The sequence below is a fragment of the Crenobacter oryzisoli genome (assembly GCF_030385785.1).
Lineage (GTDB): Bacteria > Pseudomonadota > Gammaproteobacteria > Burkholderiales > Chromobacteriaceae > Crenobacter_A > Crenobacter_A oryzisoli.
Window position 1 is genome coordinate 153,080 of sequence record NZ_JAUEDK010000004.1, and the last position, 22,451, is coordinate 175,530.

General features: G+C 62.4%; 24 protein-coding genes, 1 tRNA gene and 1 pseudogene. 19 read left to right on the forward strand and 7 right to left on the reverse strand.

Annotated elements, in window-relative coordinates; translation table 11 throughout:
• Positions 1-69: 69 nt before the first annotated feature.
• Positions 70-1,254, forward strand: a complete 1,185-nt coding sequence (locus QU481_RS03765; RefSeq protein ID WP_289828554.1) for a citrate synthase family protein — start codon at positions 70-72, stop codon at positions 1,252-1,254.
• A gap of 105 nt (positions 1,255-1,359) precedes the next feature.
• Here QU481_RS03765 and QU481_RS03770 read toward each other — a convergent pair whose 3' ends face one another.
• Positions 1,360-2,133 carry a helix-turn-helix transcriptional regulator gene (locus QU481_RS03770; protein WP_289828555.1) on the reverse strand — a complete coding sequence of 258 codons (774 nt, stop codon included), beginning with the start codon at positions 2,131-2,133 and terminating at the stop codon, positions 1,360-1,362.
• 116 nt (positions 2,134-2,249) lie between these two features.
• Between QU481_RS03770 and QU481_RS03775 the strand changes: the two genes are divergently transcribed.
• On the forward strand, positions 2,250-3,014 hold the full coding sequence (locus tag QU481_RS03775; protein WP_289828556.1) for a class I SAM-dependent methyltransferase: 765 nt from the start codon (positions 2,250-2,252) through the stop codon (positions 3,012-3,014).
• A gap of 137 nt (positions 3,015-3,151) precedes the next feature.
• Here QU481_RS03775 and QU481_RS03780 read toward each other — a convergent pair whose 3' ends face one another.
• From QU481_RS03780 to QU481_RS03790, 3 genes are read right to left on the reverse strand one after another with little or no spacing between them, the layout of a single operon-like run.
• Positions 3,152-3,712 carry a glycine zipper family protein gene (locus tag QU481_RS03780; protein WP_289828557.1) on the reverse strand — a complete coding sequence of 187 codons (561 nt, stop codon included), beginning with the start codon at positions 3,710-3,712 and terminating at the stop codon, positions 3,152-3,154.
• Positions 3,713-3,726: 14 nt separating this feature from the next.
• The gene (locus tag QU481_RS03785) at positions 3,727-4,065 is read right to left on the reverse strand and encodes a hypothetical protein (protein ID WP_289828558.1); all 339 of its coding nucleotides are present in this window, start codon (positions 4,063-4,065) and stop codon (positions 3,727-3,729) included.
• 25 nt (positions 4,066-4,090) lie between these two features.
• Positions 4,091-4,405 (reverse strand): hypothetical protein, encoded by a 315-nt coding sequence (locus QU481_RS03790; protein WP_289828559.1) that lies wholly within the window; start codon positions 4,403-4,405, stop codon positions 4,091-4,093.
• A gap of 338 nt (positions 4,406-4,743) precedes the next feature.
• Between QU481_RS03790 and QU481_RS03795 the strand changes: the two genes are divergently transcribed.
• The 16 genes from QU481_RS03795 (at position 4,744) to QU481_RS03870 (ending at position 19,038) form a co-directional block, all read left to right on the forward strand.
• Positions 4,744-7,578 carry a xanthine dehydrogenase family protein molybdopterin-binding subunit gene (locus QU481_RS03795; RefSeq protein ID WP_289828560.1) on the forward strand — a complete coding sequence of 945 codons (2,835 nt, stop codon included), beginning with the start codon at positions 4,744-4,746 and terminating at the stop codon, positions 7,576-7,578.
• Positions 7,575-8,129, forward strand: a complete 555-nt coding sequence (locus tag QU481_RS03800) for a (2Fe-2S)-binding protein (RefSeq protein ID WP_289828561.1) — start codon at positions 7,575-7,577, stop codon at positions 8,127-8,129. The genes QU481_RS03795 and QU481_RS03800 overlap by 4 nt, the downstream gene beginning before the upstream one ends.
• Positions 8,126-9,364 (forward strand): cytochrome c, encoded by a 1,239-nt coding sequence (locus QU481_RS03805; protein ID WP_289828562.1) that lies wholly within the window; start codon positions 8,126-8,128, stop codon positions 9,362-9,364. The genes QU481_RS03800 and QU481_RS03805 overlap by 4 nt, the downstream gene beginning before the upstream one ends.
• Before the next feature lie 188 nt (positions 9,365-9,552).
• Positions 9,553-10,554, forward strand: a complete 1,002-nt coding sequence (locus QU481_RS03810; protein WP_289828563.1) for an XdhC family protein — start codon at positions 9,553-9,555, stop codon at positions 10,552-10,554.
• Positions 10,542-11,135, forward strand: coding sequence for a nucleotidyltransferase family protein (locus tag QU481_RS03815; RefSeq protein WP_289828564.1), 594 nt, complete (start codon positions 10,542-10,544; stop codon positions 11,133-11,135). Before QU481_RS03810 ends, QU481_RS03815 begins: the two co-directional genes overlap by 13 nt.
• Before the next feature lie 79 nt (positions 11,136-11,214).
• Positions 11,215-11,299, forward strand: a tRNA-Leu gene (locus QU481_RS03820).
• A 386-nt stretch (positions 11,300-11,685) separates the two neighbouring features.
• A complete protein-coding gene (locus QU481_RS03825; protein ID WP_289828565.1) occupies positions 11,686-12,819 on the forward strand; it encodes a tyrosine-type recombinase/integrase in 1,134 nt (377 codons plus the stop codon).
• A 21-nt stretch (positions 12,820-12,840) separates the two neighbouring features.
• Positions 12,841-13,407 (forward strand): hypothetical protein, encoded by a 567-nt coding sequence (locus tag QU481_RS03830; RefSeq protein ID WP_289828566.1) that lies wholly within the window; start codon positions 12,841-12,843, stop codon positions 13,405-13,407.
• A 142-nt stretch (positions 13,408-13,549) separates the two neighbouring features.
• Positions 13,550-13,783, forward strand: coding sequence for a hypothetical protein (locus QU481_RS03835; RefSeq protein ID WP_289828567.1), 234 nt, complete (start codon positions 13,550-13,552; stop codon positions 13,781-13,783).
• Between the two features lie 10 nt (positions 13,784-13,793).
• The gene (locus QU481_RS03840) at positions 13,794-14,492 is read left to right on the forward strand and encodes a KilA-N domain-containing protein (RefSeq protein WP_289828568.1); all 699 of its coding nucleotides are present in this window, start codon (positions 13,794-13,796) and stop codon (positions 14,490-14,492) included.
• Entirely contained in the window at positions 14,489-14,914 is a 426-nt protein-coding gene (locus tag QU481_RS03845) for a hypothetical protein (protein WP_289828569.1), read from the forward strand. The genes QU481_RS03840 and QU481_RS03845 overlap by 4 nt, the downstream gene beginning before the upstream one ends.
• A gap of 96 nt (positions 14,915-15,010) precedes the next feature.
• Entirely contained in the window at positions 15,011-16,024 is a 1,014-nt protein-coding gene (locus QU481_RS03850) for a DUF7146 domain-containing protein (RefSeq protein WP_289828570.1), read from the forward strand.
• A complete protein-coding gene (locus tag QU481_RS03855) occupies positions 16,021-17,562 on the forward strand; it encodes a DUF3631 domain-containing protein (protein ID WP_289828571.1) in 1,542 nt (513 codons plus the stop codon). The genes QU481_RS03850 and QU481_RS03855 overlap by 4 nt, the downstream gene beginning before the upstream one ends.
• Positions 17,562-18,128 (forward strand): hypothetical protein, encoded by a 567-nt coding sequence (locus QU481_RS03860; protein ID WP_289828572.1) that lies wholly within the window; start codon positions 17,562-17,564, stop codon positions 18,126-18,128. Before QU481_RS03855 ends, QU481_RS03860 begins: the two co-directional genes overlap by 1 nt.
• Entirely contained in the window at positions 18,128-18,334 is a 207-nt protein-coding gene (locus QU481_RS03865; RefSeq protein WP_289828573.1) for a hypothetical protein, read from the forward strand. The genes QU481_RS03860 and QU481_RS03865 overlap by 1 nt, the downstream gene beginning before the upstream one ends.
• Positions 18,335-18,480: 146 nt before the next feature.
• Positions 18,481-19,038: a hypothetical protein gene (locus QU481_RS03870; RefSeq protein WP_289828574.1), complete on the forward strand. Its 558-nt coding sequence runs from the start codon at positions 18,481-18,483 to the stop codon at positions 19,036-19,038.
• Positions 19,039-19,328: 290 nt separating this feature from the next.
• On the opposite strand, the pseudogene QU481_RS03875 reads toward QU481_RS03870, so the two are convergent.
• The 3 genes and pseudogenes from QU481_RS03875 to QU481_RS03885 form a co-directional block, all read right to left on the reverse strand.
• A pseudogene (locus tag QU481_RS03875) lies at positions 19,329-19,765 on the reverse strand (transposase); the annotation flags it as partial.
• A 419-nt stretch (positions 19,766-20,184) separates the two neighbouring features.
• A complete protein-coding gene (locus QU481_RS03880) occupies positions 20,185-20,982 on the reverse strand; it encodes a COG3904 family protein (protein ID WP_289828575.1) in 798 nt (265 codons plus the stop codon).
• A 96-nt stretch (positions 20,983-21,078) separates the two neighbouring features.
• Positions 21,079-21,480 (reverse strand): hypothetical protein, encoded by a 402-nt coding sequence (locus tag QU481_RS03885; protein ID WP_289828576.1) that lies wholly within the window; start codon positions 21,478-21,480, stop codon positions 21,079-21,081.
• A 380-nt stretch (positions 21,481-21,860) separates the two neighbouring features.
• Here QU481_RS03885 and QU481_RS23970 point away from each other — a divergent pair, with 380 nt between their 5' ends.
• Complete coding sequence (locus QU481_RS23970) at positions 21,861-22,352, forward strand: hypothetical protein (RefSeq protein WP_435382718.1); 492 nt, start codon at positions 21,861-21,863, stop codon at positions 22,350-22,352.
• Positions 22,353-22,451: the final 99 nt, after the last annotated feature.

Sequence of the window (22,451 nt, forward strand, 5' to 3'; positions counted from 1 at the left end):
ACAGGTCTGCACGAATAAATCGTCAATCTTGATTAATATAATCAAGTTATCGAGTCTGGAGCCTGTCCAATGTCCCCCTATCTGTCTGCCGCCGAGGCCGCCGAACGGCTCGGCGTGTCCCGCCAGACCCTGTACGCCTACGTCAGCCGGGGCTTGCTGCGAGCGCACGACGCCGACGATCCGCGCGAGCGCCGCTATCGCCGCGATGAGGTGGAGCGGCTGGCCACCCAGCGCGCCCGTGGCCGCAAGCCGAAGGAGGTGGCGAAGGCCGCGCTCGACTGGGGGACGCCTGTGCTGGAGTCGGCGATCACGCTGATCCTGGGCGGGCGGCTCTACTACCGCGGCGAGGACGCCACACGTTTGGCCGAATCCGCCAGCGTCGAGGCGGTCGCCGCCCGGCTGTGGCAGTGTCCGGAGGACTGGGCGTTCGGCGCCGAGCCGCCGCCGTTGCCGGCCGCCTACCAGGCATTGGCGCCGTCCTACGCCGGACAGGGGCCGCAACAGGCGCTGCTGCCGTTGTTCGTGGTGGCAAGCGGCGACGACGCGACCGCGGTGTGGCAGCAGGATGCGCAGCGGCAGGCGGCCGGCTGGGGAGAGTTGCTGCGGGTGCTGTTCGCCTGCCTGCTCGGCGCGCCGGTCAGCGGTGCGCCGCTGCATGCGCAGTGCGCGGCGGCCTGGGAGCTCGACGCTGCGGGCGCGGCGCTGGTCCGTCAGGCGCTGATCCTGTGTGCCGATCACGAGCTGAATGCATCGAGCTTTACCGCCCGCTGCGTCGCGTCGACCGGCGCCAGCCTGCGCGCGGTGCTGATCGCAGGGCTGGCGGCGTTGTCCGGCGGTAGGCACGGCGGGATGACGGCGCGGATCGAGGCATTCTGGGACGAGCTGGGCGACACCGCCGAGCCGCTGTCCCTGCTCAGGCGGCGGCTGGAGCGCGGCGAGAAGCTTCCGGGCTTTGGCCATCCGCTCTATCCGGACGGCGATGTGCGGGCGGCGCAGTTGCTGGCTGGCATCCTGCCGCAGCGGCCGCACTGGCAGGCGCTGGTCGATGCGGTCGAGCAGCTGACCGGCCAGCGCCCGTCGATCGATTTCGCACTGGTGGTGCTGCGCCGGCATCTGTGCCTGCCGGAAGGGACGGCGTTCGGGCTGTTTGCCTGCGGCCGGGCAATAGGCTGGATCGCCCATGCGTTGGAACAACGCGCCGACGGGCAGCTGATCCGCCCGCGTGCCGCCTATGTCGGGCCGCTGCCGGGCTGAACCGGCTTAGAGTCTGTTCAGAATCTGTCGCGAGTGGCCCTTGGCGGGGTGAAGGGCCGCGCATGAGCCCCGATCAGGGATACGCAGCAAGAGATGAATAGGCTCTCAGGGTTCGGTGACCGGCAGCAACATCACCAGCTTCAGGTCGCGCCGGGTGGCCGGGTAGAAGGTGGCCTGCTCGAACGCCAGCCGGCCGTGTTCGGGATGATGGAATAGCCGCAAGCCGCCTGCGCGCTCGGTCACGTCATAGTCCTGCCAGAATGCGGCGAAGTCGGCGCTGGCGGCAGCGAGCTGGGCGACCAGCCCCTCGATCGCCGCGTCGTCGATATGGCGGCCGCAGTCGGCGCGGAACTCCGCCGCCAGCCGGCGCGCCCGGTACGGCCAGTCGTCAATCAGCGTGCGCGCTACCGGTGACAGGAAGGTGAACGCGAGCAGATTGGGGGCGGCCTCGCCACGGTCCAGCCAGCCGGTGAACAGCGCGGCGGCGGCGTCGTTCCAGGCCAGCGCGTTCCACTGCCGGTCGAGCACGTAGGCTGGCGTGCTGATCTGGGCGACGCTGCGCAGTACCGCATCGGCGGCGCTGTTGCGCTCCGGCTCGCTGGCCGGGTCTAGCTTGCCGGCCAGCGTGAACAGGTAGTGGCGTTCGGCCGCGGTCAGCTGTAGTGCTTCGGCCAGCCTGGCCAGCGTGTCCGGCGACGGCGACACCGGCCGGCCTTGTTCCAGCCAAGTGATCCAGGTCGGGCTGACCGCGCACAGCTGCGCCAGCTCCTCGCGGCGCAGCCCGGGGGTGCGACGCCGGCCGATGGCGCGCACGCCGGCGTCTTCTGGGCGCAGCCGCTCGCGGTGTTTGCGGATGAATTCGCCAAGGTTGTTGGACATGGGAAACTCGCTGACGGGTAGTGCCAAATACTAGGATAGGGTGCAGTCTTGTTCCAGTATTTTGCCGTGCCTATGCTGGCTTCATCGTCACCGTTCAACCCAGGAAGGAATTCTCGATGGATCTGCAGAATCTGGTGCAGCAGCAATTCGGCAATACCGCCCGCAACTACCTGAGCAGCACCGTGCACGCGCAAGGCACCGATCTGGCGCGCCTCACAGCGTTGGCCAAACGGCTGGGGCCGGAGCGCGTGCTGGATCTGGGCTGTGGGGCCGGCCACGCCAGTTTCGCGGTAGCGGCGGGGGGCGCCCGCGCCGTGGTCGCCTACGACCTGTCGGCCGAGATGCTGGCGGTGGTGGCCACTGCGGCGACGGAACGCGGTCATAGCCAGATCGCCACCCTACAGGGGCCGGTCGAGGCGCTACCGTTCGCCGACGGCGAGTTCGACCTGGTGGTGACGCGCTTTTCGGCGCATCACTGGCTCGACATGGGCCGGGCGCTCGCCGAGGCGGCACGGGTGCTGGCACCGGGCGGCACGCTGGTGGTGATCGACGTTGTCGCGCCGGAGACACCGCTCTACGACACGGTGCTACAGACTATCGAGCTGCTGCGCGACGCTTCGCATGTGCGCGACTACCGGGTGTCGGAATGGCGTGCGATGCTGACGGCGGCGGGTCTCGACGTGCAGGGCAGCGATAGCTGGAAGCTGCCGCTGGCGTTCGACAGCTGGGTGGTGCGCATCGGCACGCCGCCGGGCCGGGTAGCGGCGCTGCGTGAAACCTTTGCGGCGTTGACGCGCGAGGCTCGCGACTACTTTGCCGTCACCGCCGACGACTCGTTCAGCAGCGACACCGCCTGGATCGAGGCACGCCGCGCGAACTGATCGCGGCATCGCTCAGAATGGACAAAGCCCCGAATGTTCGGGGCTTTGTCGTGTGTTAAGGAAGCCCGGCGGACTTCGCCACCGGTCCGCTCCGCCGCACGCTAGCGAGAGCGGGCAGCCCGTCGGGCTCAAACCACTCAGTGGTAATAAGGTGGTGGAGGTGGATAGCTGCCAGGTGGAGGCGGGTAGCCGTAGTTAGCCGGCGGCGGATAGCTGCCCGGCGGGGGCGGCGGGTAGCCGCCGTAGCCATAATCGCCACGGCTGCCCATGCCGCCATACACCGGCACTTTCTCTCCCTTGGCATACATGCACTGCACGTAGCTGTTGTCGTATCGGCGTTGCGTCATCGCACCGGCGGCTTGTGCGCTACCGGTGCCGGCAGCGCTGCCAAGCAGCAGGCCGGCGCCGGCGCCGGCCTGTGCGCCTTGATGGTTGCCGCCGAGCAAGGCGCCGGCTGCCGCACCGACTGCAGTGCCGACCGCAGCACTGGCTAGGCCGCTATTGACCGCGTTGTTGTTGGCGGTCTGCCCCCCGCCCTGATACAGCGCGTATTGGCGGCATTCCATATCGTCCTGGCGGAACTGCTCGAAGCTCTTGTTATTGCCGGGCAGCGCCATCACGCTCGGCCCGGTGGGTACCGTGGTACAGGCGGCCAGCACTGGCAGGCATAGCGCGCTCAGCAGTAGTTTACGGTTCATCTTTCATGTCTCGTTCATTGTGGCGGCTGCGGCGTGACCTGTTGCCATCCGGCTGGGCAAGTCTTGACATAGGGGTAATAGCCTTGCGGGTTATTGCAGTAGTACCAGTAGTTACTGCTGCCCGGCTCGGACGGTGCGTCCTGTTGCTGTACGTATACCGGCGGAGTGGTAACCACTACGGCCGGCGGTGGGTAGTAATACGGTGGCGGGTAGTAAGGGTATGGGCCAAACCCCCAGATCGGGCCGACCCCGAATCCGATGACGACGTGGGTGTGGCCGTGCGCTTCGGCTTGCGGCGCGGCCAGTGGGCCGAGCAAGGCCGCGCCAAGTACCAGATAACTGAGCCATTTCATGGAACTCTCCTTTGCCCATGGCTGCTCACCCCAGTGGGCGTCCGATCTCCTTCTTAAGGCTAGCTGACAGGATGATCTTCTGATTCGGCCACAGGGCAGTTGGCTGCAGCCGGCCTGAGTGCGGAGTTCCTGCGTGCAATGTCACCGACGGCCGTTCCGTTGCGTGCACCGACGGGGGGCCAAGCCGCCTCATGCGCTCGATCCGGGTCAACGACGCTAGCGCATCGGTCGGTTTGTGAAGCGTGCTGCTGTCGGCACGGCACGGCATGGCAAGTGTGACGGTGGTCGCGCCCAGCACACCGATAACCAGTCGACTAAGCTGGAAAAACTGTGTGTACATGGCGTGCTCCGTTGCTGTCGGGGATGGGTACTTGTGTTATCCGTCAGCGCTGTTAAGCAAGTGTGTAGAGGGCCAGGCAATGTGTTTTCAATTGTTAACGGCCCATTGGTGTCGGTCGGAATCCGCCGGGTAGGCGCGTGTCGCGATGGTCAGGGCAAGTGTTAGCAAGAATGGTAGTAACTATGGTTATATCTTGCTTGGTTTGGTAAATTATCTTAACATTAAGATTTTATAGCTGCCCACGTCCTACGCCTAGACAGGGTCTCTTGCGGCTATCTGTACAACTGCCACCGATGGGCGGTTATGCAGATAGCCGCGAGTTTTGTAAGGAGAAATCCATGGCGAAACTCGACCTTTCGCGTCGAAGTTTTCTCAAGGCCAGCGTGATCGCCGGAGTGTCGGTGTATGTCGCCCCACTCGGCGGCAAGGCATTCGCGGCTTTGTTCGAAGAGAAACTGCTCACCCCGGTCAAGTGGAGTGGCAAGGATGGCAAGGCCCAGTTTCGTATCGACGGCATCGCCAAGGTCACCGGTTCCAAGGTGTTCGCACGCGATGCGCGTGCGCGCGACATGCCGCACTGGCCCGATCAGCAGTCGCACGCGTTCATCCTGCGTGCGACCCGTGCAGACCGCAGCTACGAGGGCTTCGACCTGACCTTGCTCGGCGACGAGCTGCAGCCCGACCGTATCGTCACCGCCGAGGATCTGGCGCGCGACGGGGTGAAGTTCCCCGCGTTCTACGGTGAGGACATGCTGCTGCCCAAGGGCAAGACCCCGGCCTACCTCGGCCATGCGGTGGCGATCCTGATCTATCACGAGTTTGCCAAGTTTCGTTTCGCCAAGGACACGCTCAAATTCCACGACGAAGTCATCCGCTACGGCGCCGTCACCGGCCCGCTCGAGCGTGACCCGTGGGGGACGTTCCGCTTCGTGCGCGTCGGCGGCACTACGCCGTTCGACGACGACGTGTTTTCCAGTCTGAAGAACGCACCGGTGTTCCCGAACATGATGCGCAAGCACCAGCCGGTGTGGCCGGATGGCCAGGAGCACGGCAAGCTCGGCGAGCAGGGTATGTTCTACGCTGGCAAGATCCAGGACGAGTTGGACCACCCGCCGGCCGACTGGCTGGTGTTCGACCGCGAGTACCACACCCAGTCGATCGATACTGCGGCACTCGAGCCGGACAATGCCAACTGCTGGTACGACGCCGCCAACCAGGCGCTGCACATGATCGTGCCAAGCCAGGGCCCGCTCGAGGTGGTGGAGAGCGCTACCGAGCTGATCAACGGGGCCAAGGCGCGTTTCCCGGTCAAGCAGTTGTTCGTGCACCCCTGTTTCACCGTCGGCTACGGCTCCAAGGACCATTACAACGTGCCGTTCTATGGTCTCGTCTGCGCGCTGTACGGCGACGGCAAACCGGTGCGCCTCGCGTTCGACCGCTACGAGCATTTCCAGACCTCGATCAAGCGGCATGCCTTCAAGATGCACTACCGCATCGCGGTCGATAAGAAGACCGGCCTTATGCAGGCGTTTAAGGGCGACTTCGAGGCCAACGGCGGCGGTCGTGCCAACTTCTCGCCGTCGGTGGCGATGGTCGGCGCGACGGCCGCGCAGTCGGTGTACTACTTCCCGAAGAACGACTTCGCCGCGGTGGCGATTGCCTCGCGCGCGATCGACGCCGGTTCGGCGCGCGGCTATGGCACGCTGCAGTCGATGGCCGCCACCGAGATGGCGGTCGACGAGATCGCCGAGAAACTCGGCATGGACCCGATCGACTTCCGCCTGAAGAACGTGCTGAAGTCCGGCATGAAGAACACCCAGGGAGCGATCCCAGCCGGCGCGATCCGCGCCGACGAGGTGATGGAAAAGGCCAAGGTGCACCCGATCTGGGCGAACCGCGCGAAGAAGAAGGCCGATTTCGACACCAAGAACCCGGGCCAGCGCTACGGCGTCGGCTTCGCCTGCGTGCAGAAGGACTTCGGTACCGGCGCCGAATCATCGTTCGCCAAGGTCGAGATCGGCGAGGACGGGACCATCAGCCTGTTTCACACCGGCAACGAGATCGGCACCGGCATGAGCACCTCGCAGGCGCTGGCTGTGGCGAAGTGGCTGGGCTTCCCGGCTGGCGATGCGCACTTCGGCGTCACCGACTGGGCCGACCTACCGGTCGTGACCAGTGGCAACCCTTACCTGATGAGCCAGGCCGAGCAGAACAAGGTGTCGGCCAACCCGCGTTGGTCGCCGGCGTACGCGTCGCCGGCCAGCGCCACTAACTCGGCGTTCTACTACACCCACAGCACCCGTGAGGCGGCGCGCGTGGTGTTCATGCACGGCCTGTGGCCGGCGGCGATGGCGATCTGGGGGCAGGGCATCGGCGGCGGCCAGGCCGGTCCGCTGGTGGTGCGCGTCGAGGACGCGCGCTGGGTCGACGGCAAGCTGTCGGCCGGCGGTCTGCAGGCACTGCCGTTCGAGCAACTGGTCAAGAAGGCGCACGAGCTGGGCCTGGTCACCGGCGCGACCGTGCACGTGTTCAACCGCTGGCGCTGGAGCGAGGCCGACTTCGACATCGCCGGCAAGCCGGTGCGCTTGCCGATCGATGGCCTGTCGCTGAAGTACGGTAGCGGCGCCAAGCCGGCCGACAAGGCGAAGGCGGCTACCCGCGGCGGCTATCACGTGCTCGACCGCAAGAAGGTCTACATCCCTGACGTGCAGATGAATAACGCTGCCGTGACCTATTACAGCGCGGTCGGGACGCTGGTCGAGCTGGCGGTGCACGAGGCGTCCGGCAAGGTCGAGGTGCTCAACCATCATTCGATCATGGAGTGCGGCAGCCAGTTGTCGCCACAGCTGGTGTCCGGCCAGTTGCAAGGCGGCGTGGCGATGGGCATCGGCCACGCCTTGCACGAGTTTCTGCCGCTGTACGAGGACGGACCGGGCAACGGCACCTGGAACTTCAACCGCTATCACGTGCCGCGCGCCAAGGACGTGGTGGTGTGGAAGCAGACCGGCGAGGTGCTGCCACCGGTCACCGAGACCGATCCGCCCAAGGGCATCGCCGAAGTGGTGATGATCCCGGTGGTCGGCGCCATCGTGAACGGCATCGCCCACGCCATCGGCCATCGCTTCACCGACTTGCCGGTAACACCCGAAAAAATCCAGGAGGTTCTGGCATGAGCATTGCCAACAAACCGCTTTCGCTGACCATCAACGGCAAGGCCGTCGGCCCGCTGCTGGTGCCCGAAGGCCTGATGATGATCGACTTTCTGCACGAGTACGTCGCGCTGACCGGCTCGCGCCTGGGCTGTGGGCAGGGCGTCTGCCGCGCCTGCGTGGCCATCCTCGACAACCCGGACGGCACCAGCGAGGAGATCCGCACCTGTATCACTGGCGCGCATTTCTTCCAGGGCAAGAAGATTCGTACCGTCGAAGCTCACGCCAAGCGCAACGACAAGGGCGAGGTGGTCGAACTCTCGCCGATCCAGCAGGCCTTCCTCGAGCACTACAGCTTCCAGTGCGGCTACTGCACACCGGGTTTCGTCAACGCCGCCACCGTGCTGGTCGAGAAGCTCAAGCGCCAGCCGGTCGACAAGGACAAGGTCGAGGAGACCATCACCGACGCGTTGAACGACCACATCTGCCGCTGCACCGGCTACGTGCGCTACTACGAGGCGGTGAAGGAGGTGGTGATGAACACCCCGGGTCTGGTGAAAGGGGGCAAGGCATGATCGCCAAGCCCTTCCGTTTCGTGCTGATCGGCCTGGCGGCCGCGACCCTGGCAGGTTGCGGCGTGCAGGCCGACTCTACCGGCAGCAAGGCGGCGACGCCGGCATCGGCCGAACAGGTCGCGCGCGGCAAGTATCTGGCCCGTGCCGCCGACTGTGCCGCCTGCCATACCGCGGAGGAGGGGGGCGCACCGTTCGCAGGCGGCGTGGCGCTGGAGACGCCGTTCGGCAAGCTGTACGGCACCAATATCACGCCCGACAAGGATCACGGCATAGGCGACTGGAGCGCCGACGACTTCTATAAGGCGCTACACGAGGGCGTGACGCCGAACAAACGCCTGTACCCGGCGATGCCGTATACCTCGTACCGCAGCCTGTCGCGCGAGGATACCGACGCGCTGTACGCCTACCTGATGAGCCTGAAACCGGCCAAGGTGCCGAACAAGGAAGACGAGCTACACTTCCCGTTCAACCTGCGTTTCGGCGTGATGTTCTGGAACATGTTGTTCCTGAAGGACAGCCTGCCTGATGCGTCGACCGGCCAGTCGGTCAATTGGCAGCGCGGCCGCTATCTGGCCGGTGCACTCGGCCACTGTGCGGAGTGCCATACTCCGCGCGGTCAACTCGGCCAACTTAATCTCGACAAACCGCTGACCGGTGGTGTGCTCGGCCGCATCGGCGCACCGGACATCACGCCGATGGGCCTGGCCGCGCGCGGCTGGACAGCCCAGGGTCTGGAAACCTTCTTTGCCACCGGCATCGCGCCGCAGGGCTCGGCGTATGGCGAGATGTATCCGGTGATCCACCTGTCCAGCCAGCACCTGAGCAAGACCGACCTGACCGCGATGGCCTCCTACCTGATGGGTGACAAGCTGCCGGCACCGGCACCGCTGAAGAGCGTGAGCGCCGACGCCGCCGAGCTGACCGCCGGGCGCCAGCTCTACACCGCGGTGTGCGCCGGCTGCCATGGCCGCGAGGGAGAGGGCAAGCCGAACGTGACGGTCGCGATGCACGGTAACTCGACGGTGCGCAACGCCGATCCACGCAACCTGATCGTCGCGACGCTCGACGGCATCAAGGAGCAGCGCTTCCCGAACAACGGCGCGATGCAGGAAATGCCGGGCTTCGCCAGCAAGCTGTCCGACAAGGAAATGGCGCAGCTGGCCAACTTCCTGCGCGCCAGCTGGGGCGGCCAGCCGGCCGACGTCACCGCCGACGCGGTGAAGGCCTTGCGCTAAGCAGCAGAGCACCGGGTTGGCCGATGTGGCAGGGAAACCATTCGACCAACCTTGCACTGGATCGCCCGGCGGGTATTGCCCGCCGGGCGCTCTCCCACAGGACCGATGTTTGCATCGGTGCCTGTCCTGAGCCGGTTTGCTTGGCAAGCCGCCTGACGACAGGCATTCAGGATACAAGGCAGGTCACGATGAACACAGTCGACTATCAGGTATTGAAGAGCGCCGTCAGCTGGCTAGAGCAGGGCAAGCGGCTGGCTCTCGTAACGGTGGTGCGCAACTGGGGCTCGGCGCCGCGCCCGCTCGGCTCACTGTTTGCGATCACCGCCGACGGCGACTTCACCGGCTCGGTGTCCGGCGGCTGCATCGAGGACGATCTGATGCGTCGCTTTGCCGACGCCTTCCCGGACAAGCTCGAACTGGTGCGCTACGGTATCAGCGCCGAGGAAATGCGCCGCTTCGGTCTGCCGTGTGGCGGCACGCTGGAGCTGGTGGTTGAACCCGTACGTGACGCGGCAGCGCTGCGCCTGTTGCTCGATGCGGTCACCGGCCGCCGACTGGTACAGCGCCGGCTCAATCTGCACACCGGCGAGTCGCGCATCGAACCTGCCGAGATTGACGTCTCGATCCGCTTTCGCGACGACGAGCTGGTGCAGGTGTTCGGCCCGCGCTGGCGGCTGTTGATCGTCGGTGCCGGCCAGGTGTCTGAATACCTGGCACAGATGGCCCCGGCGCTCGACTTTGCCGTGTATCTGAACGATCCGCGCGAGGAGCAGCGCCGCAACTGGCAGGCCGGCGAGGTCGAATGGCTCGATGGCATGCCCGACGATGCGGTGCTGGCGTTCCGGCCCGACAAGCGCACCGTCATCGTCACGCTCAGCCACGACCCCAAGGTCGACGACATGGCGCTGATGGAGGCGCTGAAGACCGAGGCGTTCTACATCGGCGCGATTGGTTCGATGGCCAGCACCGAGACGCGCCGCGCCCGGCTGTTGACGCTGGATGTGAGCGAGGAGCAGCTCGACCGGCTGCATGCCCCGATCGGCCTGCCTATCCACAGCCGCTCGCCGGCCGAGATCGCCGTAGCCATCCTGGCCGAGCTGGTGCAGCTGCGCAACCGCCTGGTCAGCACCAGCGCGCCGTCGAGCTGTGCGGTCGGTGTCACCGAGCGTAGCACCGCATGTCCGCGCTGACCGGACCGTGCGGCCTGCTGCTCGCCGCAGGCCAGGCGCGCCGCTTCGGCGCCGACAAGCGCTTCGCCCGGATCGACGGCGAACCTTTACTGCTGATCGCCGCGCGCCGCCTGCGTGCCGTGCTGCCGGACACCCTGGTGGTGCTGAGAGAGGGCGACGATGTGCTAGCTGAGCTGCTGGCCGCCGAGGGCATCGCCAGCACCCGCTGCCCCCAAGCCGCACTCGGCATGGGCCACAGCCTCGCCCACGGCGTGCGCCAGCGACCCGACGTCGACGGCTGGTTGATTGCGCTGGCCGATATGCCCCACCTCGCCGAATCCACCCTGACCAGATTGGCCGAAAGCTTGCGCCACGATGTCATCATCGCGCCCAGTCTCAACGGCGTGCGCGGCCATCCGGTCGGTTTCGGCCGCGACTACTACGAGGAGCTGATCGCGCTCTCCGGCGACATCGGCGCCAAACCGCTGCTGAAGCGCCATGCTGCACGCGTGACACTCCTGCCGGTCGACGACGCCGGCGTGCTGGAGGACATCGACACCCCGGCCGACCTGCAAGTGCTGGCAGCAACCCGATTCGGCTAAAACCGTTCGAACGACCGGGACAAGCGGCTAGCGGCTGTGGTACAGTACGCGGCTCGACCGGGCCAGGGCCCGCGTCATTGCCCCGGTGGTGAAATTGGTAGACACAAGGGACTTAAAATCCCTCGACTTCGGTCGTGCCGGTTCGACCCCGGCCCGGGGCACCAATCCTTATAAATAAAGGGTTTCAGCAAGAATCAAGATAGCGCCGCAAGGCGCTTTTTTGTTGCCAAAAACCCCTCATGGGACACTGGTGGGACACTGAGCCAAAACACACCAGCATGAGCCGGCACAATTCCGCGCCCCTTAAGCGCCGCTCCGGCCCCTAGCAACTGCCCCGCCGGGACACTTCAACCAGCCACCAAAAACGCCTTCTACTCCCCCTGATTTCGCCCTCAGTGCCCCGCTAGTGTCCCATGGTCAAGCAGGCAACAGCTGTAACCATTGAAAACAAAGGATGTAACGCCAGAAACACCGGGGATTGGCAATCCGTTGTTCTGGTTTTTGCTGGTGTTTGCTACCATGTGCTACATGACAGGTAGGAGCGCACACCATGGCGAGCATCGAGAAGCGGGTAAGCACAGACGGCGTGACCAGTTACCGGGTAAAAGTCCGAAAGAAGGGCTACCCGGTCGAAACCGCGACCTTCAACCGCCTGACCGACGCCAAGGCATGGGCCGCCAAGATCGAGGCCGCCATCAAGGAGGGGCGTCACTTCCACATGAGCGCCGCCAAGCGGCACACCTTGGCCGAGTTGATTGAGCGTTACCGTGCAGTGGGACTACTCAGGCTCAAAGACGGCCAGCACCGCGCTTCCATGCTTGATTGGTGGAAAGAGCGCTTAGGCCATGCCACCTTGGCCGATCTGACGCCGGCATGCATAGCCGAGGTGCGCGACGAGATCGCTAGCGAGGGCCGCATGGTCTGGGTGAGAGATGAGGACGGTGAGCGTAAGCGCGTGCTCAAGGACCAGCCGCGCTCAGGCGCTACCGTTAACCGCTACTTGGCTGCGTTGTCGGCTGTCTGTGCTTATGGCGTCAAAGAGCTGCAATGGCTGGAAAGCAACCCGGTCCACCGCGTTTCCAAGATGAGGGAGAGCAGGGGCAATGAACGGTTTCTCAGTCAGGAGGAGGCCGCACTGGTGCTGGAGAAAGCCGACCAGAATGGCCGGCCAGACTTCAAGGTGTTCGTAGCCATCCTGCTGACCACTGGGGCGCGCACTGGCGAAATTCTTCGTGCCACTTGGAGCCAAGTTGACCTCGAGCGCCACGTCATCGACTTGTCCGACACCAAGAACGGAGAGCGTCGGACGCTACCGCTAGTAGAGCCGGCGTTGTCGTTGTTGGCGGAGCACAGCAAGGTGCGCCTCTTGCGATCCAGCTTGGTCTTTCCGGCCCCGAGCGATCCAAAGAAGCCTGCGAACTACCGCTACCAATGGGGCAAGCTGAAAGAGGCGTGTGAACTGGTGGGTGTGCGCTTCCATGATATGCGCCACACCGCCGCCTCATTCCTCATCATGTCCGGTGCCGGCTTGCGCACCACGGCCGACGTACTCGGCCACAAGACACTGTCCATGGTGCAGAGGTACAGCCACCTGCTGGACGAACACAAGAGCGATGCCGCCGCGAAGGCTGCCGCGCTGATGCTGACCAAACCGACCAAGGCGGACGACGACAAGACCGCCTGACAAGATGGATAACAGCCCACGATGAGCAAATTGATGCAGAGATTGGCCTCTGCCAAGGCAGAGCGCCGCAAGGCAATTGATCGATACGCCGAGCTTTTAATGCAAGCCGAATACACCTATGACCAACTGCTATATGTGGCGGCTGAGACCATGGTTGTTCATCAAAACACCAAGGCGGCGCTGGATGAGGCTGAATCGGAATTACTGCGTATAAACCGTTCCGTGGTTGCATATGAGTTAGTAGGAAACTACGAAAATCTGACTGCCGATGAAAGACTAGACCTATTACGGCCTTATGCGGAAGAAGGCGACCCTGCGTCAAAATTAGCCCTGCTCGTGGCTGAGCACACAAAGGCCGCGACGCCAAGGAAGGGCGGCAAAGCAAAGTCAGACGGGCTTCAAGCAATCCGCAACTACTGCCGCGACCTCTACGAGGGGCAGCCCGCCGGAATGAAACACCAGACCAAGCTGAAGGCTATTCGGGACCAAGTGACCGAATTTGCAAAGGCCAGCGGCAAGAAACTGAGCTACGACCAGTTCATCAAGACTGCAAGCGGCTGGACAGAGGATTTAAGACAGAAAAAGTGACCCGTCTGCAGGCAAACATTCGTCGCCTACAAGCATCACAACTCTACCTGCTGGCACCCGATCTATAAGCCCTACCAATGGGCTTTTATCCTGCCCTCACTGACTAACCAGTGCACTCAAGCACAAACACAGTGAGGGCAACATGAACCAGCTCAAAACCGTCAATCAGTTCTCTGAAGCGCATCCCGCTTTCACCCCCGCCGCCCTGCGTGGCCTGATCTTCAAAGCCAACCCGCGCATCACCCACGAAGGCGAAGTACAAGGTAATGGCCTGATCGAGGCCGGCGCTATCGTCCGCCTGGGCCGCCGCATCCTGATCGACGAAGCCAAGTTCTTCAACTGGGTCGAACAGCAGCAACACACCCGCATGGCCTAAGGTGCGAGCGATGAGCGAAAAAATCATCCCGTTCGAGTATGAACACCAGCCGGTGCATTTCACCGCAGACGGCTGGTTCAACGCCACCGAGGCTGCGGCCAGCTATGGCAAGCGCCCGAACGATTGGCTGGCTTTACCAGAAACCGCACGTTACCTGGACGCCCTGTGCCGCAAATATGAAGTGGGAAAATCTCACTTCATGAAAACCCGGCGTGGTGGCGATACCAGAAAATCTAGTAACGCTCAGGGCACTTGGCTGCACCCGAAGTTGGTGGTGCGCTTTGCCCAGTGGCTCGATGTCGACTTCGCCGTCTGGTGCGACGAACAGATAGACGCCCTGATCCAGAGCACCGCTCCGCCCGACGACTGGCGCAAGGCGCGCCACGATGCCGGCGCACGGTTCCGGGGCGTGTGTGACATGGTGAACCTGTCCCGCATGGCCGAAGGCAAGGGTACGGCAGCGCACCACTACGCCAACGAGGCCAAGCTGATCAACTGGGCGCTGACCGGCCACTTTGCGCCGCTCGACCGTGACGCCCTATCAGCCAAGGAGCTGCGCTTACTCGAACTGCTGGAGGCTCAGGACATGGTGCTGATCGGCCGGGGCGTGCCCTACGACGAGCGCAAGCAGGCCCTGCTGGTGTTCGCCGCTGCCCAGCGCCAGCGCCTCGACCTGCCGGCCAACGATGCGAGGAGGCTGTCGGCATGAGTCTGTTGTCTACCCGCACTCCAGCGAAATTCATTGTTTTGACCAACGCTTCGGCCAACCTTTACCAAGAACGCGGCATCCTGTTGCCGCCCTTTGCCCGCCACCAGCCGGCCGCCCACCCAGCCGATCAAGGAGGCCGCACCATGCTGACTCCCAACGCCCTGCACCTGGCTGAGCATGACGGCCAACTGGCGGCGCTGCGCGTGCTGTACGGCTTGCGCTGGCACCTGGACGCCCACGACACCAGCGAGGACGCACAACAGGCCGCTATCGCCTTCTGCGAGGGCTTCGCCAACGTGTTCGCCCCGCTGTTGGCCGAGGCGATGGAAGGCGCGAAGGAACGCGGAGGCGACGCCGCCAGCATCCTATTCGCACTGATCGCCGGGTATGTGGGCGACCTGATCCATTCACTCGACCGCTGACCACACCCTGACAATCTGACTCTTTGGCGCGGGCCTCTTGCCAACGAACGGACACGTTTCCGGGCGCGGGCCTCGTCACGTCTGAAAGGGCCGTTTATGTCCCGAATCAACTTGCACACTGTCCGCCGCGCTGCCTATGGGCGCTGGCCGGATATCCTCACGGCGCTGGGCATTCCCGCCGCCGTCCTGACTAAGAAGAACAAACCCTGTCCGTGCTGCGGGGGCACCGATCGCTTTTCGTTCATCGACCAAGGTACCGGCCGCTTTGTCTGCCGCTCGCTGGACGGGCTAGGCGGCGATGGCTTCGCGCTGGCCATGCATTGGCTCGGCTGCGACTTCAAGACCGCGCTGCGGGCCGTGGCGGGGATGCTAGGCATGGGGGCCGGTGTGACACACTTGCGGACGCCTGTCCCTGCTGCACCGCCAGCACCGGCCAAGCGTGACAACAGCGCCACCATCGCCAAGCTGTGGGCCGAGGCGCATCCGCTCAAGGCCGGCGACCCGGTGACGCGCTACCTGGCCAGCCGTGGGCTAGTGCTCGATGCCATCCCGGCCGTGTTGCGCTGCCATCCGGCGCTCGGCTACTGGCGCGAGGGGCAACGGCTCGGCACCTTCTCGGCGCTGCTGGCACAAGTCACCAGCCCGAGCGGCGAAGTCGTCGGCCTGCACCGTATCTACCTGACCCCGGACGGCCACAAGGCCCGCCCGACCGATCCGGAGACTGGCGAGCTACTGGATGCCAAGAAGCTGCTGACCGCTCGAGAGGGAGCCATGCGTGGCGCAGCGATCCGGCTGTACGAGCCGCGCAATGGCGAGATGGCCGTTTGCGAAGGGCCGGAAACTGCGCTTGGCGTCTGGCTGGGTTCCGGCCTGCCGGTATGGTCCTGCGTGTCGGCATGGGGGCTGGAGCACGTTTCGCTGCCCGAGTCCGTCACCGATATTCACATCATGGCCGACAACGACGTGAGCGGCACCGGCCAGCAGGCCGCCAAGAAGCTGGCCAAGCGCCTGCTCGATGAAGCGCGGCGCATCCGCCTGCTCATCCCTAGCACGCCCGGCACTGACTGGTTGGACGTGTACCAATCCCGACAACAGCAGGAGGCCGCATGACCGCACGTGATGACATGGAACGACTCGCTCAATCCGCCGATGCGCCCGAGGTAGACGCACTAATGCTGGAAAGCGAAGAAGAGCTGATCGAGCGCCTTGCGAGCATGTCTGTACTTGCCTATGAGCGCGCCAAGAAGGGCGCCGCCGAACGCCTTGGGCTGGACCAGCCCGGGCTCAAGCGCGTAGTGGACGAGCACCGCAAGCACCGGCCCACCAGCGATGAGGAGGTATCCGGTAGCGGCATGGCGTTTGAGGTAGTGGAACCGTGGCCGGAAGAACTAAACGGCGCGGCGCTGCTGTCCGAACTGGCGCTGAACATCCGCCGCTATGTGATCTGCCAGCCGGAAACCGCGCACGCCGCCGCGCTGTGGGCAGCGATGACCTGGCTGATCGACGTGGTACAGGTCGCCCCGATTGCCAACATCACCGCACCGGAGCGCAACTGTGGCAAGTCGGTAATGCTGACCACGCTGGGACGCCTCGCCAAGCGCCCGTTGATGGCGTCCAACATCACCCCGGCCGCCCTGTTCCGCGCTGTGGAGCAGTGGCAACCCACGCTGCTAATCGACGAGGCGGACGCCTTCGCCGACAACAACGAGGAGTTGCGCGGCATCATCAATTCGGGCCACACCCGCGACACCGCCTTCGTGGTGCGAGTGGTGGGCGACGACCACGAGCCGCGCATGTTCACGACCTGGAGCGCCAAGGCGATGGCCGGCATCGGCAAGCGGGCCGGCACCATCGAGAGCCGCGCCATTCCGCTCCGGTTGCGCCGCAAGCTGCCGCACGAGCACACCGACCGGCTGCGCTCCAGCGAGGCGGACAAGCTGTTTCTGGTCATGCGCAGGAAGCTCGCACGCTGGACGGACGATCATGCGCACCGCCTAGCCGACTACACCCCGGACATGCCCGCCGCCTTGCAGAACCGCAACGCCGACAACTGGGAGCCGCTGCTGTCGATTGCCGAGCTGGCCGGCGGCGATTGGCCGAGGCTCGCCGTCCATGCGGCGCTGACCCTCTCGGGCGTGGAGGAAGCTCCCAGCCTGGATCAAGAGCTATTAGGTGACATCCGCGAGGTGTTCGAGACAAGACTGGTAGACAAGCTGGCTTCTGCCGACCTGCTGGCTGCGTTGATCGAGGACGAGGAAAAGAGCTGGGCGACGTCCAATAAGGGCCGCCCGATGACGCCCAAGCAGCTGTCCAACCGACTGAAAAGCTACGGCATCAAACCGGTTGTGATTCGGGTCGGCATTGCCACCCCACGTGGCTACCGGCGCGATGATTTTCAGGACGCTTTCGCCCGTTATCTGGAGCAACCCGGCTCTCTAACCGCAACAGCGCAACAAGCCAATAACGGCGCGGGTTTGAGTGTTGCAGTTCAAGTGCAAAACGCAACATCAAAAAACCTATCCGCAACGCTCAAACCCCTGCCAGATAAGGCATGTGACAATGTTGCGGATAGAAACCCTGCATTGGGCCAAAGTGACGAGGATTGGCTGGTTGACTACGAGGCCGCTGACAACATGGAGGACTTTTGATGAACGCCGACATTGCCACCGCTGCCGAGCTGATCTTCGAGGCCAGAAAAGACGGTCTGGTCCTGCTGTTGATCGATGAAAGCACCGTCAGGGCACAGGGGCCACAAGCCACCATCGCGCGTTATCGCGACCGCATCCGTGCCAACAAGCCGGCCCTGCTCGCCTACCTGCGCCAGTGCCAGGCACCGGAAGAAGGACTGCGCCCGGTCGGCGACTTCACCGCCGCCGTCGCCACCTCCGCCGCGCTGGGCCTGCCAGCTGCCGATCCTGCTGGTGTGGCGCGGAAACGCCAGCACGATGACCCCGCGCTCCATCCTACCCACCGCACAACCGCCCCGCTGCTGTTTCACCAGCCCGGCACGGGGCCGTTCGTGATCGCGGCCGGTGCGCCGTTGCATGTGTTCCCATCACTTTTCGCCGCCAAGACCGCCGAGCTACCCGATGAGATCTGGGAGGGTCTGGGCGAATGGGCCTTCAAGAAGAACGTCGAGAAGGGCTATTGCGCAGCGTGGATCGCGGGTGACCTGCGCGGGGTACATCCCGACCACCTTGAGGAACTGAGCTAATGAGCACTAATGCAGAGCGACTGAAGAAATACAAGGCAAAGATGGCCGCAGCGGGCTTCAAGCGCCTGTCCATTTACGTTTGCCCGGAACTGGTTGAGTTACTTGCCAAGAAGCGGCTTCCGCATGAATGCGGTGGCCGAACATTGGAACGGCTACTGCTCGGAAAAGCGCGGAAGCGCCCGGATTGCTGGGACGTCGAACCGTAGAGGGAAATTCCGCACAGATACGCGCGCGCATGTGAGGGCGGAAATTTCATGGCCTAGAAACATAGCGGAATTTCCGTCGCTCTCTACTATCAGCTAAAAGAATTGAATGGGCGAAAGCCGCCAGCAGCCCGATCATTCAGGCCGCCATGACCGCATGGCAGTTGCACGGCATCGGCGGGCTACGTCTCTCCAACGAGGCGGTCTCTCCCGGCGACCACGCCAAAGCCCTCAAGGGGCGTACCGACCAGATCCAAGCAGGCGATCTAGGCTATGCGGAAACCGTCCTGGCAGCCCAAGCGCAGACGCTCGACGCCCTGTTCAACCTGATGGCACAACGGGCCGTGCAGAACGTCGGGCACAGCTTGGAGGCGACCGAGCGTTACATGCGCATGGCGATGAAGGCGCAGAGCCAGTGCCGCGCCACCCTGGAAACACTGGCCGAAGTGAAGCACCCGAGGGTGGCCGTGTTCGCCAATCAGGCCAACGTCACCAGCGGGCCGCAGCAGGTCAACAACGGCACGGCACCCCACGCGCCCGGATCGACTGCGCCGCAAGCAAACAGGACAAACGAACTATTAGAGCACCAGCATGGCGAATGGATGGACACCCGAGCGCCGGGCCAAGCAGGCCGAGGCGATCAAGCGGTGGAAGCCGTGGGAGAAGAGCATCGGGCCGAGGACGGAAGACGGCAAGGGGGCCAGTAGCCAGAACGCCTGGAAACATGGGCTGCGCTCTGCCGGCGAGATCGAGGACCGCAAGCGCTTCAACGAGGTAATGCGCCGCACCCGTGACTTACTGATGCGAGCAAAGGAGATGCACCGGGAGGAAGCCGAGATCGAGCGAGAACGAAAGCGCCAAGCCGACAAGCGATGACCAGACCTTCCCTCAAGGCGGGGGGGAGGGGGGCTACTGCGCCACCCCAGGCGATTCCTCAGAAGCAAAGTAAGCGTCCGTTTTGGAAATGGCATCAGATTTCTTAGCGATGCTGCCATGGCAGACTGTCAAAGCTCTGTTGCTTCACCACGCCCACTGACTCGGCCGCCTGGATGGTCTGCGTGAGCAGCCATTCGAGGCCCTCTTCACCGATGCGCTTGCGCCAGCGCGTGAGCAAGCTGGGGGCAATGGGGGATGGTGCTGAAGCCAGGTCTCTCCACAGAACAATTGCCAATAGGGATTCTCGATCGAGCCCCAGACCACGGCTTCGTCCGACAGGCTGAACGTGTGCTGCAGATAGAGCAGCTCGGCGATCATCTGGGGAGCAATCGCCGGGCGGCCACGCTTGGAGGGCAAGAAGCCGGCCCATTCACGTTCGAACACCGACCAGTTGAGGTGCTAAGTCAGTTGCACCAGCGGGTGCTTGAGGTTGACCAGCTCGTTGAGCCGCTGGCGGAACATGTCCTCGTTCTTTGGCGTAGCAGGTTTGGGTCCCATGCAACCCATCGCATTACACGTAAATCCGATGGCATAATTATATTTCTTTGAAAACATAATGTTACCAATTGGCATAAAATAATGCAGAGATAATTCTGTTTTAAAGAGAGCCACGCCCCAGGAGAGGGGCGCGGTTTTTTGTGATGCCATCACGAGTCGTTTTTGCATTATTCTTACTTCATAAGAAGCACGGAGGCCTCAATAACCAAGTGCCATTCATCGATAGAAAATTGGCGGAAAATTGCATAGATTTTATTGGGACTGGCGATTATTGCAGCGAATATTCGTTGGTTTGTCCAGCAAAATAAACGCATTGCAAGTTATTCAGGACCGTTTACCTAATAGAGCGGCAGAATTAAAAAAATAGCCCGCGTGACTCATTTCGCGCGGGCTATTTTTATCAGTGCGGAATTTATGGCTTATTTATTATTTTTACCTTGCACTAGTCCGTATTTTCTATAAATATTTCCCATGCATGTGACCATTTCATCGTAGACAGTACACTTTCGACTGGATTCCTCCTTCGCCAGTTTTTGACGCTGTATATATTCCTGCCTGGACATTTTAAGCGAAGCCGCGTTTGCTATCTCTATCTCCTCAGTGTAGGCCATGTCTTCTTCTCCAAGCCAATAGCTTTTTAGCTCTCTATCACCTAGAATATGGACCTCCTCTGGAGGAGTCGCAAACATGTCGTTAGCCAGTTGCTCGGAAACGTTCATGCGAGAAAAATAAGCTTTCGACTCTCCAATTACTCTTTTCATTGCGGTGTCGAAACCCTCAGATTGCGCAGTTATGAAGTATGGCCTATGAATTCCTATATCACCATATAACCAGCGAAGCACCCCCCCGGCCGCAACATAGACACAGGAACTTAAACACTTTGCATTGATGGGCACCACGACCATCATTCTATTGCTGCGTACTAGCGTCCCGATGCGCATGGCCGCATCAACCATCCCTCCGGGAGAATCTATTATCAGCATTTTTGAAAATGGTGAATCTTTTTTGAAATTCTTTTTGTCAAAATCGCTTTTTAAATGCGTAAGTGCTCGGGAAAAGTCATCTGCGTCTTTTTTGACTATATCTCCGGTTAAATAGATTTTTACAAAGCCCACTTTATTGTCGACGAAAATATCGGCAGCCTTTGCTGTTTTTGCAAAAGCAAGTGCAGAGATGGCTAGTAGGAATAATGATTTATAAACGATATGTGTTCGCAAGATTTACCTCGGCACGTCTGGGGTGTTCTGCAGGCATTGCGCTGCAAACAGCAGTCTTATTGGTTTCATCTTCTTGTGGAAGATAGGAGATGGCTGTTAGTCCGTGTACCGGACTACCGCAAATCGCATACGCTTGGTGTTTGCGGCACTATAGAGACTCGGACTGAGCTTTAGAATCCCGGAAAATTTTTCAGAACTCGACATCTCGATTGCTGCGTTGCCGCCTTGTTCTTTTACTTTACTCGCAACGGCAGACCTGATAATTGATTCGTCGCCGACCCCGCTACCTACCTCGCTCGTTACGACACCAAGAATCGTGAACTTGCGTGTGGGGGCTCCATTGGCCCAAAAATCTACCCCGTTTACACTAACTTTGGTGCCTCCGTCACCATGGTAGAGGTTGTTGCGCCCCTCGTAAGGCTGATAATCGACCGTAGCGCATCCGGCGACTACCATAAGCAACAACGATGACATAAGGCGGCAGAGCTTGATCCCCATCTTGTCTCCTACCTAAGAGGCTAACGATCGTAAAGAATAACAGCAATTTTGTATGCTCAACGACAGGCGGGCTGTTCACTCCCAGCATGGAGTAAGTTTTGGTCGAAGGGCCTGCCGCGCCGTGGGGAACTGCTTTCTGTATGTGGTTGCTTGAGGGGGCTGAGCCCGAGCAACCGCCTTTCCAGTCGAAGGGTTGCGGAGGTGGATGGCTCGCTTTCATGGCGCGGCAACCAACGTGTTGGTGCCGGATGGCGGCTATCCCGCCTATTGGCTGTTTGCCCTGCTCGACCAACGCAACCGAGCCTACTGCATGCGGCTCGCCACCTCGTTTAACCCGCAGGTTAGCGCCTTTGTGGCCTCCGGCTCGCGCCTCGGCGGTCGTGACCGTCGCGCCGAACAAGGAGCAGTTGCCGGCCTTCAAGAAGTACGACTTGCCGATCACCCCCTTCCCGCTACGTCTGGTTCGCGTCTGCCTGTCCAGCGGGCTGATCGAAGTGCTGGCGACCAATCTGCTGGACGAAACACGCTATCCTGTCGCCGACTTTGCCGAGCTGTACCCCGGCGCTGGTGCATTGAGGAAGCGTTCCGGCATATCAAATGCCGGCTACAGTTGGAGCAATTCGGCGGCGAAACCCCGCTGGCGATCCGGCAGGATTCCACGCCGCCATCCTACTGCACAACCCCGCGACATTGGCCGGCATGGACGCGCTGGGTTCGACCCCGACGTGATCGAATGCCAGCTCGCGCACGCGGAGCGCAACAAGGTGCGCGCAGCCTATCACCGGGCCGAATATCTGGAAGAGCGAAGGCGCATGATGCAGTGGTGGGCGGATTTCTTGGAGATGCAGCAGGGGGAAGTATCAAACAGGTGAATTAATCCAAGGGAGGGCATAAGCAAACAGATGGAAAGTGGCTACGTTCAAAATCTGGCTAATATGACCGCGATTCGGCCAAAGTGGACGATCTGCCCC

Coding starts and splice junctions, on each gene's coding strand:
- QU481_RS03765 (WP_289828554.1), top strand. CDS start 70: ATGTCCCCCTATCTGTCTGCCGCCGAGGCCGCCGAACGGCTCGGCGTG.
- QU481_RS03770 (WP_289828555.1), bottom strand. CDS start 2,133: ATGTCCAACAACCTTGGCGAATTCATCCGCAAACACCGCGAGCGGCTG.
- QU481_RS03775 (WP_289828556.1), top strand. CDS start 2,250: ATGGATCTGCAGAATCTGGTGCAGCAGCAATTCGGCAATACCGCCCGC.
- QU481_RS03780 (WP_289828557.1), bottom strand. CDS start 3,712: ATGAACCGTAAACTACTGCTGAGCGCGCTATGCCTGCCAGTGCTGGCC.
- QU481_RS03785 (WP_289828558.1), bottom strand. CDS start 4,065: ATGAAATGGCTCAGTTATCTGGTACTTGGCGCGGCCTTGCTCGGCCCA.
- QU481_RS03790 (WP_289828559.1), bottom strand. CDS start 4,405: ATGTACACACAGTTTTTCCAGCTTAGTCGACTGGTTATCGGTGTGCTG.
- QU481_RS03795 (WP_289828560.1), top strand. CDS start 4,744: ATGGCGAAACTCGACCTTTCGCGTCGAAGTTTTCTCAAGGCCAGCGTG.
- QU481_RS03800 (WP_289828561.1), top strand. CDS start 7,575: ATGAGCATTGCCAACAAACCGCTTTCGCTGACCATCAACGGCAAGGCC.
- QU481_RS03805 (WP_289828562.1), top strand. CDS start 8,126: ATGATCGCCAAGCCCTTCCGTTTCGTGCTGATCGGCCTGGCGGCCGCG.
- QU481_RS03810 (WP_289828563.1), top strand. CDS start 9,553: ATGAACACAGTCGACTATCAGGTATTGAAGAGCGCCGTCAGCTGGCTA.
- QU481_RS03815 (WP_289828564.1), top strand. CDS start 10,542: ATGTCCGCGCTGACCGGACCGTGCGGCCTGCTGCTCGCCGCAGGCCAG.
- QU481_RS03825 (WP_289828565.1), top strand. CDS start 11,686: ATGGCGAGCATCGAGAAGCGGGTAAGCACAGACGGCGTGACCAGTTAC.
- QU481_RS03830 (WP_289828566.1), top strand. CDS start 12,841: ATGAGCAAATTGATGCAGAGATTGGCCTCTGCCAAGGCAGAGCGCCGC.
- QU481_RS03835 (WP_289828567.1), top strand. CDS start 13,550: ATGAACCAGCTCAAAACCGTCAATCAGTTCTCTGAAGCGCATCCCGCT.
- QU481_RS03840 (WP_289828568.1), top strand. CDS start 13,794: ATGAGCGAAAAAATCATCCCGTTCGAGTATGAACACCAGCCGGTGCAT.
- QU481_RS03845 (WP_289828569.1), top strand. CDS start 14,489: ATGAGTCTGTTGTCTACCCGCACTCCAGCGAAATTCATTGTTTTGACC.
- QU481_RS03850 (WP_289828570.1), top strand. CDS start 15,011: ATGTCCCGAATCAACTTGCACACTGTCCGCCGCGCTGCCTATGGGCGC.
- QU481_RS03855 (WP_289828571.1), top strand. CDS start 16,021: ATGACCGCACGTGATGACATGGAACGACTCGCTCAATCCGCCGATGCG.
- QU481_RS03860 (WP_289828572.1), top strand. CDS start 17,562: ATGAACGCCGACATTGCCACCGCTGCCGAGCTGATCTTCGAGGCCAGA.
- QU481_RS03865 (WP_289828573.1), top strand. CDS start 18,128: ATGAGCACTAATGCAGAGCGACTGAAGAAATACAAGGCAAAGATGGCC.
- QU481_RS03870 (WP_289828574.1), top strand. CDS start 18,481: ATGACCGCATGGCAGTTGCACGGCATCGGCGGGCTACGTCTCTCCAAC.
- QU481_RS03885 (WP_289828576.1), bottom strand. CDS start 21,480: ATGGGGATCAAGCTCTGCCGCCTTATGTCATCGTTGTTGCTTATGGTA.